Genomic DNA, 13,767 nt, shown 5'->3' with positions numbered 1-13,767 from the left:
CTCATTCTTAGTCTTGCCCTTGATCAAGTGGGTTAACTTTCAACAAATCGTCAGCAATTTCTTCGGCAAAGTCCAAATCGTGGGTAACTACTAGCTGGGTTACTCCACCCTTCTTTAGCGAAAGAATAATGTTAGCAACATCTTGACGAAGGTTCGGGTCAAGGGCTGACGTTGGCTCATCATAGCAAAGAATTTTAGGTTTCATTGCTAAAGCCCGTGCAATTGCTACCCGTTGCTTCTGCCCACCAGACAATTGCCAAGGGTAAAGATTGCCCTTTGTTGATAACCCTAATTCAGCTAATAACTCTTGAGCCTTTTTTACCGCTTCATTTTTGGGTTGTTTAAGCACCATCGTTGGCGCAAGGGTAATGTTTTCCATTACTGAAAGGTTCGGAAAAAGGTTAAAATCTTGGAAGACAACCCCAATTACCCGATCTGAAGCACCAGTTCCCTGAGGATCGAATGGCTTACCATCCATCAAGAATTCACCACTATCAGGAGTATCTAATCCTGTAATGCAACGTAACAATGTCGTTTTCCCAGCACCAGAAGGACCAACAATACAAAGAATTTCATCATCTTTAACGGTTAGGTTAACATCATCAAGGATTACCCGATTGCCAAAGCTTTTCTTTAAATTTTTAACTTCTAACATTGACTACTCCTCCTTACTTAAAATATGAGTACCGTTTTTCGACTTGACGTAATACCAACGTGCAAATTCCAACAAGAATTAGGTAAATTAAGCCAACCAGAAGTAATGGGATAAGAGTAACATCCCGTGAAGTTGCCACATTTCCTGCACGCAAGAGGTCACCAAGACCAATAACATAAACTAAGGAAGAATCTTTTACCAAGTTAATAACTTCATTTCCAATTGACGGGATAACGATTTTAACAACTTGGGGAATGATAATCTTCCGAACGGTTTGCCAGTAATTTAACCGTAACACTTTGGCAGCTTCATACTGACCAACACTAACTGATTGAAAACCACCACGGAATATTTCAGCAAAGTAGGCGGCATAATTAAGAATAAATGCAACTAAGGCCGCATCGTATCGTTGAAAGACAATTCCAATAATTGGTAATCCATAAAAGACAAAGATTAATTGCAGAAGTAATGGCGTGCCCCGCATCAGCCAAACGTAAATTTCTAAAATCCATTTAAGCGGCTTAACCTTCGATGTCAGTCCCAAACTTACAATGATTCCTAAGGGGATTGAAACAATTAGCGTCCAAAAAAAGATTTGTAGCGTTAATCCAGCCCCTTGAATAAGTGAGGGTAAGATTTGTGAAACATAATTAAGTGACATTTTAAAACCTCCTTGAATTTCAAAAACGTTAAACAAAAAAGTCCTCTTAAACTAACATTAGTTTAAGAGGACGAGCAAGTCGTGGTCCCACCTCATTTTATAATTACCTCACAGTAATTACCTCGTGAGTCTAATTATCTGGAAAGAGAAAAACGCCCTCATAGTCAAATATGACTATGAGGGCGTTTCACGCGGTTCCACCTCATGTTGTTACTTTCTCACAAAAGCAACCTCAGTAAGTTCATTAATTAAACTCCGCGCTGTAACGGGCTTCCCCGGATCCACCTACTTACTTCAATGGATCAACTTGCAGATGTGATTCAAGAACACCAGCTCATTCACATCCCACCACAGTGAACTCTCTTAAGAGCAAGTTAATTCTTTACTAGTCTGTTCTTCGTTTTTTGATATTGTCATGTATCCTACACTTGATAATTCACTTTGTCAATCCTTTTTAAGATCTTTTTTGTGTTAGAGCCCAAGTATAAATTGCCTGAATTGGCCAATAGAGGATTACAAAGTAAACCAAGTTAAGCGCTAGGGTTGGTGCAAGAGTAAACACAAGGTAATCGCCAATATCCATATGTGTAATCCCAACTAATGAATATGCCCAGTACGTCAACGTTACAAAGGCAACAATATCAATAAAGAAAATCATAATGATCGTTAAAAACGACTGGCTAAAATATCTTGAAAGAACTTTGGTAAGTTCAACAATTAACGGAAAAAGGAAAATGTCTAATCCCAAAATTCCCGTAAAGTAGACATCAAAAACGATCCCTGCAAGTGCAGCAAAGGGAATTAACGGAATTTCAATCTCTTCTTCAAAGTAATACGAGAGAACTAACCAAAGCAATACTAACTCACTCATCATTGAATATGGATAGCTAAAAAATAGTTTAGCCCAAACATTACTTAACGAACCATCTAAAAACAACGATATAAATAACCCTAACGGAAAAATGTATCTTAATCTCGATAATCTATACATTAAACCACCTCGATTAAGCCGGTTCGGCAACGGTCACAATATTAACGTCATTCATGTCAGCAGCGGGCTTGATATATACCTTTTGGGCTAATCCATAGTCATCTTTCCCTACACGGGTTACACGGCCAACGTAAAGGCCCTTCGGTGTTACCCCACCCATACCACTTGTCATTACCTTAGTACCCTTCTTTAACTTAGCCTTAGAACTAACTTGGCCCATAATTAGTTCATCAGTTGAAGCGTCATAACCGGTAATAATTCCGTTAACTGTTCGACCATTAGTTCCATCAATCGTTACGGCAAAACGATTAGCGGATTCACTAGTATTGCTTAATAGTTCAACCTTACTATTAGTCTTGTTAACCTCACTAATTCGACCAATCAAACCACTACCACTCATTACTGGCATGTTTTTCTTGATTCCATTAGATTGTCCCTTATTGATTACCAATTGTTTCTGCCATGATGATGGTGTTCTCATCATTACAGAAGCCGTAATTGTATTGTAATCAGTCAAGGATTTATTAAGCTTTAACTCTTGCTTCAGTTCTTTATTTTCCTTTGCTAAGGTCTGATCACGGACCTTCGTTTGTGCTAATTCAGTTACCTGCTGCTTCAATTCCCGGTTTTCAGAATATGTATTCATCAATTGCCCTACGGAACTAAAACCGCCCTGAACAGCATTTACCGGAATAGCAACGATTCCATCCACAAAGCCAACAATATCATTACCAAATTGTTGGATTAATGGGGGCGTATTCCGCCGATTGCGCATTGAAACAGAGCCGGCCATTAAACCGAAACACGCAATTAAAATTAGCACAAGAATAACAAGCCGTCGATTGGAAAAAAACTTGCGCATTTTATTCCTCCAGCATTTCTTTACTAGGTAATAAGAAAGGACTGGACAAAACAAATCGTTTTGCGACCAGCCCCATCCCGTTACTTATTACTTCTTCTTCATTACATCGATACTCTTTAATGATTCACCCGTACCAGTTGCAACACAGTCAAGCGGATCGTTTGCAATAAATACAGGAACCTTAGTAGCATCGGCAATTACGTCAGGCAAGTGCTTTAATAACGCACCACCACCGGTGAGGACGATTCCGTGATCAATAACATCAGCAGCAATTTCTGGAGATGTTTCTTCCAGTGTCCCCTTAATTGCATCAATAATTGAGGCAACAACATCTTGCAGTGCAACGGAAACGTCTTTTGCAGAAACTTCCATTGTCTTTGGTAATCCGGTAACAAGATCCCGTCCCCGAACTTCTGTTGAACCCATTTCAGCAGCAGCATCTGTAGAAGCAGAACCAATATCCCACTTAATCTTTTCGGCAGTTCGTTCACCAATCAGTAAGTTCATGTTTTGACGAACATATTGGGCAATTGCATCATTCATTTCATCCCCAGCCATCCGGATTGAACGACTAGAAACAATACCACCTAATGAAATAGTAGCAACATCGGTAGTTCCACCACCAATATCAACAACCATGCTTCCTGTTGGATCCATAACTGGAAGACCAGCACCAATAGCAGCGGCAAATGGTTCTTCAATAACGTAAGCGTCACGTGCTCCTGCAACACGAGTAGCATCAATCACAGCCCGCTTTTCAACTTCAGTAATTCCGCTTGGAACACATACCATCACGTATGGCTTACCGTTAGAATTACCAAGGGCCTTTTCAATGTAATACTTCATCATGGCAACAGTCGTATCATAATCAGCAATAACCCCATCCTTCATTGGACGAATGGCTGTAATACTACCTGGGGTTCGACCGATCATGTCTCGAGCATCTTTACCTACAGAGATAACTTCATTGGTCTTGGTATTACGAGCAACAACTGATGGTTCACGTAATACGATTCCTTTGCCTTCAACATACACAATTGTGTTTGCTGTTCCGAGGTCGATGCCAATATTTTTGGTTCCGATTCCTAGCAATCTGCTTCTTCCCTTCATTTTAGTAAATTATTTTTAATCTAATATCGAGCATATTATACCATAGCAAAAAGCCATATACGAACCTTAATATACACAATAAATTGCCATAAAAGGCTTATTCTTTGATAAATTAACGTTTTCTTTAACTTTTTTCTTCCTCATTTTTGTGAAATGCCTGATTTTCACGCCAACTATAATAACTATTCCGACCGACAATGAGAAAATCAAGGAACGTTATCCCTAAGATCCGACTTCCCTTTTCTAACCGTTTAATCATCGCAATATCGGCTGAGGACGGTTCAACATTTCCAGAGGGGTGATTATGGACAACCGCAATCCCATTAGCCGATTGAAGCAATGCCCGCCGAAAAACGCGATCAGGATAGACGCTACATTCACTTAACCCGCCGACAAACATTTTTTTAATATCAATAATATCGTTATGGACATCCGTGCCAACTAAATAGAGGCTTTCTTGATTTTCCCCGCTTAACCGGTCCATCATCTCAGTGCTTAATAATTGACTGGAATAAGCGTGACCAAGCAATGGTGCCTGGCTCCGGACTACCATTGTCCCGAGTTCAATTGCTGCAAGAAGAACTTCCATTCGTTCATCTTCTTCAAGTAGCCTTTCTTTCTCAGCATTTGTCATATTTTTGATCGAAATTGGTGTTGGGTATTGGCCGATAAACTGGCGAAATAGTACATTTGCTTCTTCACTGCCATCAATTAAAATTCTGCCAACAAGCTGCAAGTATTGTGTTGATTCTGGTGTAAACATAAATAAAAACTCCTTTTTCCCGTTCTATATATACATAACGGAATAAAAGAAGTTTTGCATTATTTTATTTTAAATTTTTTCTAACTTCAGAAACAAAATAAAGTGAACCAGTGATAATCATTACATCATCAGCTGCCAATTCTTGAGATAGCTTGACGAATCCAGTTTGCCAATTTTCCGCAACTTGAATTGGGTACTTTGTCTTAAATTCACCAATCGTAGTCGCCAAATCAGCACTTGGTCGCTTAGGTCCAGGGCCTGCAAAATTAGTAACCATTAAGTGGACATTCCCCAAACTAGCCAATTCACCAAGCATTAATTCATATTGTTTATCAGCCAAAATGGCAACAAGGACGTACACTTCACGATCACTAAAATCATCGCGAATGGTTTTAACTAACGCCTGCATTCCGGGAAGATTATGTGCCCCATCTAATAATACTAACGGCTCACTAATTATCGTTTCCATTCGGCCGGGCCACCGAGTCATCTCTAACCCCTTTTTCAAATCGCCAGTGATTACCGGGATCCCTAGTTTGGTTAACACTATTTGTACTGTTGTAATCGCAATTGCAGCATTCTCAACCTGATAGTCACCGGCCAACCCGAGATTACTCCGAAAATGGTGCAATTGATCACCATCATATACGATCTCTGCTTTAATGGCATTTCGGTTAATCTTCTGTGCCGAAAAGTCTTTGCCTAATTCATAAACCTTGGCGCTCTTTTCATTTGCTTCTCTCATAATTACTTGACGCGCTGATGAGGGAAGCTGGCCGATAACTACGGGAACACCCTTCTTAATGATTCCTGCTTTTTGGTGAGCAATTTTAGCTAAAGTATCACCAAGATATTTCATGTGATCCCAACTCACGGTGGTAATCACGCTAACTAGTGGCGTAATTACGTTTGTTGAATCATATAGCCCACCAATGCCAACCTCAAGAAGGACTAAATCTGGTTGTTTTTCTGCAAAATAGCAGAACATAATTGCAGTATCAATTTCAAATTCAGTTGGTCCACCGGTTGGTAATTCCTGATCTAACTGCTGAACAACCGGTTCTACTTTGCGGGCTAACCTTGTCAAATCTTCATCGCTAATCGGCTCAGCATTCAATGCTATTCGTTCGTTAAAGCGGGTAATAAACGGTGAAGTAAAACTCCCCACATTTAGCCCTGCCTTCATTAACATTGACCTTAACATTGCAACAGTTGAACCCTTGCCGTTTGTTCCCGTAATATGGACATACTTCAAGCCTTTTTGCGGGTTTCCTAACCTGTCAAGGAAAAGTCTCATCCGGTCTAACGTTGGAATCTTTTTGAATTTTGTCCGTCCATGAATAAAGTTCAGCGCTTCAGCATATGATTCAATCATTTCTATCCCTTCCACTCAATTAACTTAAATCCCTTAGCAACTTAATATCACATCTTAACATAATTTAATCGGCAAATGGACTTTATTCTTATAACGTTAATTTATTACAATGCAATATACAAAAATAAAGGTCGAGAAAAACAAAATGCTTTTCTCGACCTTTATCATATTCTAGTGATATAAATCAAAGCGTCCCTTAGCAAAGAGTTCCTTCAATCCACCAACTTCTAGGAGTGAACGGTTAGCAATCATTTTCTTCATGAATGAACCAACATATCCCTTAACTTCGTGTCCCATTGCAACACCGAAAGCTCGTGTGTTACCAACTGAGGCAACAGTACCAAGTGACTTGTATGCATAAGGTTCACTCAATCGTTCGCCCTTTCTTACACGATCGGTAATGTCATCGGCAACATAATCAGCCATTGAAAGTGCCAATTGAGCTGTAGTTGGGTATGGACGAGGAGAACCTGGTGCCATAACCGCTGCCACATCTCCAATAATGTATAGGTCATCATGATCTGGATCATTTAAGTGATCAGTGACAACAACCCGGCCACGACGTTCGTTAAATCCAGATTCAGCCATTACTGGGCTACCACTAACACCGGTTGTCCAAATAATGGTACCAGCAGTCATTGATTCATCACCATTACCACGACCATGTTGATAAATTACGGTACTTGGCTTAATCCGTGAAATCAAGCAACTTGTGTAAAGGTGAACCCCAAGCTTCTTTACCAAGTTAACACCATAGTTAGCAAGATCCTGATTAAACATTGGTAAAAGACGTTCTGAGGCTTCAATCAATGAAATTTGAATATCTTCAGGCTTTACCCCTGCAATTTGGGCATAGCGTGGACGAGCATCAACTAATGCACCTGCTAATTCAATTCCAGTAAATCCGGCACCACAAACGATAATCTTCAAGTCATCAGGATTCTTGGTAATCTTGTAATCCTTCATCTTGTCAATAATGTGACTGTGAATTTCAAGTGCTTCCTTTACGTTTGTCATTTGAAGTGCGTTTTCCTTAGCGCCTTCGATTCCGAACGTTTCAGAAGTAAATCCAAGACTAACAACACAGTAGTCATAATCTAATGGTTGTTCACGATGTGCTAATTCAACCGTTTTATCATCAGGGTTAACCTTAACAACTTCATCCTGAATAAAGGTTGTTACCTTAGAATTAATCAAGTCACTAACCTGGTATGAAATCTTTGCAGGTGGTAGGTTTCCTGCAGCCACTTCATGAAGGTCAGTTGCTTCGTAGTGATAAGTATTCCGGTCAACTAAGACAATTCGTCCCTCACCCTTCAGCTTCTTTTGAAGGAGGACAACAGTTTTTAGGCCAGCGTATCCCGCACCTAGTACAACAATCTTCTTCATAAATAATTCATCCCCTATTTAAGTAATAGTATAAAACATTCTTTGTCAATTATGCTTCTTTTTTACAGACCTTGATCTGCTTTTTTGAGTTTTCGGTAATGAGGGTTATTCTCCCATAACTCTTGTGGTGTCCCACTCATTGTTATTTTACCATTTTCAAGGAAAATCACACGATTCATTGCATCAATTCCTTGTAAATGGTGGGTAATCCAAATAAGCGTCTTTCCAGCCAATTCATTCATAAAAGTATCAATAACTCGTTGTTCAGTTAGCGGGTCAAGACCGACCGTTGGCTCATCTAAAATAACAATCGGAACATTCTTTAACAGGATCCGCGCTAAAGAAAGGCGATGTCGTTCACCACCAGAAAAGATTAGTCCTGCCTCACCGATTTTCGTATTAAGACCATCCGGCAATTGACGAATCTTCTCTTCCAGCCCAACTCGTTTCAGGACACTCCAAACGTCTTCTTCTGTTGCATCCTCATTTCCTAAACGAATATTATTCAAAACGGTCGTGTTAAATAAGTATGGCGACTGGTGGACGACGCCAATATAGTTAGCAATTTGATCACCAAATTTATCTGTTAGCTCACCATTAATCGTGATCTGACCTTCAGTAGGTTGCAGATCACCACGAATTAGACTAGCTAACGTACTTTTTCCGGTTCCGCTCCGTCCAAGGATTGCTAACTTCTCTCCCGGCTTAATTTGCAAGTTCAAGTGTTGCAGAATATGCTCGGTGTCTGACGAATACTGAAAGCTGACATTATCAATATCAATTTGGTATGGTGCTTCAATTTGAGGAGTGGCTTGCTGTTCCTTACTAGGTTCTGGAAGACTATTCAAGCGGTCTAACGAATCCGTATAAACGTTTGTTTGCTGAGCAGCAACCGGCAATCCAGCTAATGCTTCATCTAGCGGAAAAACACAGAGAACAAATGCGGCAATCCAGTTAGCACCCCAATGACCGCCAAAATGATAGGAACCCCAGACTACTAATGAAATGATAACCAAGAGAATCAGCATTTGGAGAACAAAGTCACGGAAATTATTGAACCGGTGCATCTTTCGTTGCGAACTTAGCAGCTTCTTCTCATCACTATCATGTCGCTGAAGGTACTTACTAGAGTTTCCTGAAAGCACCCAATCTGTAATTCCCATCACATTATCAGTTAAGTCAGAATAAAGCCGGTTTGTTGCTTCCTTTTCTTGTTCTTGACGTGCTCCATTAACTAAGATCGACCAAACTGGGATGCCAAAAATAATTAACCCAAATAGGATTAACATTAACAATCCCATCCATGGTGTCAAAGCCCCCAGAGCAATCACTATAATAAGGTACAGCCCACAAGCAACCAACATTGGAAAAATAGTTCTCAAATATAGGTTTTGAATATGGGCAACATCCTCAGAAAGCAGCCCTAAAATATCGCCAATTCGGTACTTGCTGTTGAAAAATACTGCATCCTTCTCCAACGAGTCATAGAGTCTCTTCCGAAACATTGATGTCATCTTAAAAACCCAATTATGACTCGTTAATCGTTCAGCATAGTGAAATACGGGACGAAAAATTCCGAATGCCCGCGTCAAAACTATTGGAACGTACACGAGCAAAATATTAAACGGCATCGTTGCACACCTACTAATTAGGTAACCCGCGGTAAACATTAGCCCGCCAGCACAAACAAAGGTTAAAATTCCCAATGAAATAGCCAGTACTAATGTCCAGCGATATTTTTTGAGAAATGGTCGAACCCAACGATCATGACGGAGGGCTTTCAATAATGGAATTCTATTCATTAATCTTCCCCCTTTGAACGGTCAAATACCAAGTCCGTAAAATATCCTGGTTTAGCCATTAATTGATCATAGGTTCCCTGTTCAATAATCTTGCCGTGACGCATCACAATAATGTAATCCATCTGCCGCATCCAGTGCAGCCGGTGAGTAGCAAACAAGACAAGGTGATCCTTCATGATCGGAATCATCCGTTCCTTCAACTCTAGTTCGGTTTCAATGTCTAAGTGAGCAGTTGGCTCATCCAAGATCAAAACTCGTCGCGATTGATCCAGGAAGGCACGGGCAAGAGCAATTCGTTGTGCCTGACCACCGCTTAATTGCCGGTGCCCCTTGCCAATCATTGTATCAAGTCCATCGGGTAATTCGGCAACCAGTGATGTGAGTCCCATCATTTCAATCGCCTTATCAATTTGTTCTTGGCTGACATCCGGTGTATAGAAACAAATATTATTCCGCAAAGTATCATCAAAAATATATGGATCCTGGGGAATATAAATAATCTGTTTTTGCCAATCTTCAATATTTAGAGTCTTAACAGTTTGTCCCTGAATCTTTATTGTCCCAGATGTGGGATGGAGAAACCCGCCTAAGAGATTAATCAAAGTGGTTTTCCCAGCACCGCTCATCCCCACAATTCCTACTTTCTGGAAACCATGGAGATTGATGTTGACGGGTGCCAATTGACTCCCGTGTTCATATTGAAACTCCACATTATTTAATTCCAGTTTACTATCTGCTTGCCATTTCTTGATATCAACATGCGGCTCAGGCGGAATCTCTTCCTGGAGAATTTTTTCAACTGCATGAAATGAATTTTTGCCGTTAAGGGTTGCATGGTAGTCATTGGCAAAATTACGGATTGGCATGAAGTATTCCGGCGCTAAAATCAGGATTCCTAATGCTGGAAAGAGCAATAAGTGCCCTTCAATTAATCGCAGGCCCAAGAAAACTGCCAAAACAGCAGTCGATAGGGTAGTAAAGAAATCAAGGGCGAAAGTAGATAGCATTGCAACCCGGATAACGCTCATCGTCGACTTTCGAAAACGTTCACTTGAGCGAAAAATACTTTTAGAATACCGTTTGCTTAAGCCAAAATACTTTAGTGTATCAATCCCCCGCAGCGAATCAATAAAATGGTTCGACAGGACTTGGAAGTTAGCATATTGACGATCGGCTTTTGCTTTGGCAGCATAACCAAGAATAATCATAAAAAGAATTATTAATGGGTACACCAAAAGCATTACCAAGCCAGAAATCCAGTCCAACCAAAAACAAACAATAAGCAGCATCACTGGAATAATCATCATGCTGACAAACTTACTAAACAAAAGATTAATGTAGTTCTCCACTTCAGAAATCCCGTCTAGAGTTAACGTAACAATATTCCCTGTTCCCTGTTGTTGAACTAGTTGGGGGCCAAGCTTAAATAGCTTAGCTAGTAATTCTTGCCGTAAATGCTGTGCGGTTTTCCGGGCGTAGTTATCAAGCAATACAGTATCCAGCCAATTAATAATATGACGACCAATAAAACAACTAATAAATCCGACTAGCCAGCCCCATTCACTTGCCAGCGAATGACCGGCCCAAAGATTTGTTAATAGTGAAGCTAGCGAAATTGCTTGACCAATGATAAGAAAAGCTTGCAGGACATAAACCCCTACAAGCTTTATCATGATCTGTTTGCTCCCCTTAAGCGTGAAGAGTAATCGATCAATCATAATGCTTACTTAGCCTCCGTAACAACTGGCATGGCGATCCGCTTACGGAAGATCCAGTATGCCCAGATCGTGTAAGCAAGAATAAATGGCAATAAGCAGCATGTAGCAATTGTCATTACTGTCAATGTGTACTGAGTTGACGATGCATTTTGAATCAATAGATCATACCGTGAGCTAATTGAACTAATTAGTACCCGTGGGAATAAGCCGACAAACAGAAGGACAACTAATGCAACTAGAGTTAATCCGCTAGCAATAAAGGCGGTTAATTCCTTGCCCTTAATAGCAGCTGCTTGCGCAATGATGGTCAAAACAACCATTACGACTAACATTGTAATTGTTGCAACTGGGTGAACCTTCATAAAGTCGGTCATAAAGATTAGCATTAATGCAAAGACAACTAAGCCAACATAAAGAACCCAGTAAAGGAATTGAGCAACATTGTTTGCCCGTTGACGAATATCTCCCGCAGTCTTTAATGCAATGTAGTTAAGTCCGTGAAGGTATGTTAAGAGGGTTAAAGCAACCCCACCAACAACGGAGAACCAGTTAATGTAATCAAAGAAAGTTGCGTGGAAGTTACCGTTAGCATCAATTGGCATTCCCTGAATCATACTAATAAACATAATTCCCAAGAAGAATGGTGCCATAAAGCTTCCGATACCGAGGGTCAAATCCCAGATCCGCTTTCGTGGCATTGGTGACTTTGCACGGAATTCAAATGAAACCCCACGAATAATCAAGCCAACTAGAACTAACATCAAAATAATGTAGTAACCACTAAATAAACTTGCGTACCAGTATGGGAAAGAGGCAAACATTGCCCCACCAGCAGTAATTAACCAAACTTCATTTCCGTCCCAAACAGGTCCAATTGTCTGCACCATTTGATCACGTTCTGCTTCATCACTGCTTAACGTAACGGTTGCCATTCCAACACCGTAATCAAATCCATCAAGGAAGAAGAAGCCGGCAAAGAGGACACCAATCAAAATAAACCATAATAATTGGAGAAAACTCATTTAGAACGCCTCCTTATCAAATGGATCAAGAACCTTCTTGAACTTTGGCTCGATGACCTGGGTCGGATCCTTCTTTAATTCATGAACGATCAAACCAATTAACGTAATTGCAAGAGCTGTGAACAATACGAAGTAAACGATATTAGAAGTTAGCAGCGAGGCAGCAGATACGTTTGGCGAAACACTTTGTTGAATTGTAAAGAGTCCGTAAACGGTCCACGGAACACGGCCAAATTCTGTTACGAACCAACCAGCTGTATTACCCATAAATGGTAAGAAGGTGGTTAATGCTAAAATCCATAGCGTCCACTTATGCTCATACAAATATTCGGACTTCTTACGGCTCATAATCAAGCCAACGAATGAAACCAGAATAATCCAAGCAGAAATTGCACACATAATCCGGAAACTATAGAATAGCGTATTTACCGGTGGATAATAATCAATGTTCTTGCCATACTTCTTCTTGTATTGGGCATTCAGTTCATTCATCCCGGTAACGGCTCCGGTCGTCTTGTGATAAGACAAGATACTTAACATATCTGGAATATCAATGTTATTTTGAACCTTATGTTCCTTCGTATTAGCAATTCCGACAATGGTCCATGGAGCATGTTCACCAGTCGTAGTGTAAACATCTTCAGTAGCAGCGAACTTCATTGGCTGTTCCTTAACAAGGTATTGCATTTGAAGATCACCAAGAACCAAGCCAAAGATTGCAAAAATTAGTGACATCCACAAGCTAAGACGCATTGTCTTCTTGTAAATTGTCCGTGCTTCATTGGAAATCTCATGCTTCTTTAGCAATTGGAATGCGGTTAATCCGGCAAAGATTACCCCACCCATCATAACTGCGTTCAAGATAACGTGTCCATATTCAAACCATAATTGAGGGTTCTTCAATAGAGCACCAAAATCGACCATTACTGCACGACCACCACGAATGGCATAACCAACCGGGTGCTGCATAAATGAGTTAGCAGTAAGGATCCAAAGAGCAGAGGTAAGTGAACCAAAACTGGTCATCCAAATAAAGAAAGCATGGAGTCCTGGCTTTACCTTATCCCAGGTAAATACCCAGAGACCAATAAATGTAGATTCAATAAAGAATGATAGCAAAGCTTCCAAGGCTAATGGAGCACCAAAGATGTCCCCCATGAACCGTGAATAATCAGACCAGTTCATCCCAAACTGAAATTCTTGAATAATACCTGTAACAACACCAACAGCAAAGCTCAGCAGGAAAATATTCCCCCAAAACTTTGTCATCTTTTTATATGATTCATTCTTAGTATGAACATACATTGATTCCATAATTGCAACAATGAAGGCTGTCCCGATAGTAAATGGAACAAAGAAAAAGTGGTAGACAGTCGTCATTGCAAATTGAAATCGCGCAAGACTAAGAATACTCATAAT

12 protein-coding genes and 1 other annotated feature are annotated in these 13,767 nt (G+C 40.3%); all 12 genes read right to left on the bottom strand.

Annotation, left to right across the window (positions count from 1 at the left end; all coding sequences use genetic code 11):
* Window positions 1-7: 7 nt before the first annotated feature.
* The 12 genes from HMPREF0549_RS07670 to HMPREF0549_RS07615 all read right to left on the bottom strand — a co-directional run bounded on the left by HMPREF0549_RS07670 (window position 8) and on the right by HMPREF0549_RS07615 (window position 13,764).
* Window positions 8-655 carry an amino acid ABC transporter ATP-binding protein gene (locus HMPREF0549_RS07670; RefSeq protein WP_003717711.1) on the bottom strand — a complete coding sequence of 216 codons (648 nt, stop codon included), beginning with the start codon at window positions 653-655 and terminating at the stop codon, window positions 8-10.
* 13 nt (window positions 656-668) lie between these two features.
* Window positions 669-1,316: an amino acid ABC transporter permease gene (locus HMPREF0549_RS07665; RefSeq protein ID WP_040531661.1), complete on the bottom strand. Its 648-nt coding sequence runs from the start codon at window positions 1,314-1,316 to the stop codon at window positions 669-671.
* Window positions 1,317-1,491: 175 nt separating this feature from the next.
* Window positions 1,492-1,723 (bottom strand) — a binding site (T-box leader).
* Window positions 1,724-1,770: 47 nt separating this feature from the next.
* Complete coding sequence (gene mreD / locus HMPREF0549_RS07660) at window positions 1,771-2,307, bottom strand: rod shape-determining protein MreD (RefSeq protein ID WP_040531659.1); 537 nt, start codon at window positions 2,305-2,307, stop codon at window positions 1,771-1,773.
* Between the two features lie 13 nt (window positions 2,308-2,320).
* Complete coding sequence (mreC, locus tag HMPREF0549_RS07655) at window positions 2,321-3,169, bottom strand: rod shape-determining protein MreC (RefSeq protein ID WP_003717708.1); 849 nt, start codon at window positions 3,167-3,169, stop codon at window positions 2,321-2,323.
* An 87-nt stretch (window positions 3,170-3,256) separates the two neighbouring features.
* Window positions 3,257-4,261, bottom strand: coding sequence for a rod shape-determining protein (locus HMPREF0549_RS07650; protein WP_040531657.1), 1,005 nt, complete (start codon window positions 4,259-4,261; stop codon window positions 3,257-3,259).
* Window positions 4,262-4,403: 142 nt separating this feature from the next.
* The gene (locus tag HMPREF0549_RS07645; RefSeq protein ID WP_003717706.1) at window positions 4,404-5,042 is read right to left on the bottom strand and encodes a JAB domain-containing protein; all 639 of its coding nucleotides are present in this window, start codon (window positions 5,040-5,042) and stop codon (window positions 4,404-4,406) included.
* A gap of 64 nt (window positions 5,043-5,106) precedes the next feature.
* The gene (locus HMPREF0549_RS07640) at window positions 5,107-6,417 is read right to left on the bottom strand and encodes a bifunctional folylpolyglutamate synthase/dihydrofolate synthase (protein WP_040531655.1); all 1,311 of its coding nucleotides are present in this window, start codon (window positions 6,415-6,417) and stop codon (window positions 5,107-5,109) included.
* A gap of 171 nt (window positions 6,418-6,588) precedes the next feature.
* Window positions 6,589-7,806 (bottom strand): NAD(P)/FAD-dependent oxidoreductase, encoded by a 1,218-nt coding sequence (locus HMPREF0549_RS07635; protein WP_003717704.1) that lies wholly within the window; start codon window positions 7,804-7,806, stop codon window positions 6,589-6,591.
* A 62-nt stretch (window positions 7,807-7,868) separates the two neighbouring features.
* The gene (gene cydC, locus HMPREF0549_RS07630) at window positions 7,869-9,608 is read right to left on the bottom strand and encodes a thiol reductant ABC exporter subunit CydC (protein WP_003717703.1); all 1,740 of its coding nucleotides are present in this window, start codon (window positions 9,606-9,608) and stop codon (window positions 7,869-7,871) included.
* Window positions 9,608-11,326, bottom strand: a complete 1,719-nt coding sequence (cydD, locus tag HMPREF0549_RS07625) for a thiol reductant ABC exporter subunit CydD (RefSeq protein ID WP_003717702.1) — start codon at window positions 11,324-11,326, stop codon at window positions 9,608-9,610. The genes cydC and cydD overlap by 1 nt, the downstream gene beginning before the upstream one ends.
* Before the next feature lie 5 nt (window positions 11,327-11,331).
* Window positions 11,332-12,348, bottom strand: coding sequence for a cytochrome d ubiquinol oxidase subunit II (cydB, locus tag HMPREF0549_RS07620; protein WP_003717701.1), 1,017 nt, complete (start codon window positions 12,346-12,348; stop codon window positions 11,332-11,334).
* On the bottom strand, window positions 12,349-13,764 hold the full coding sequence (locus HMPREF0549_RS07615) for a cytochrome ubiquinol oxidase subunit I (protein ID WP_040531652.1): 1,416 nt from the start codon (window positions 13,762-13,764) through the stop codon (window positions 12,349-12,351).
* Between the last annotated feature and the right edge of the window lie 3 nt (window positions 13,765-13,767).

It is taken from the genome of Limosilactobacillus vaginalis DSM 5837 = ATCC 49540 (genome assembly GCF_000159435.1).
Lineage (GTDB): Bacteria > Bacillota > Bacilli > Lactobacillales > Lactobacillaceae > Limosilactobacillus > Limosilactobacillus vaginalis.
Note: the sequence above shows the minus strand (reverse complement) of the source record. Positions and strands in the feature narration are given on the sequence as shown.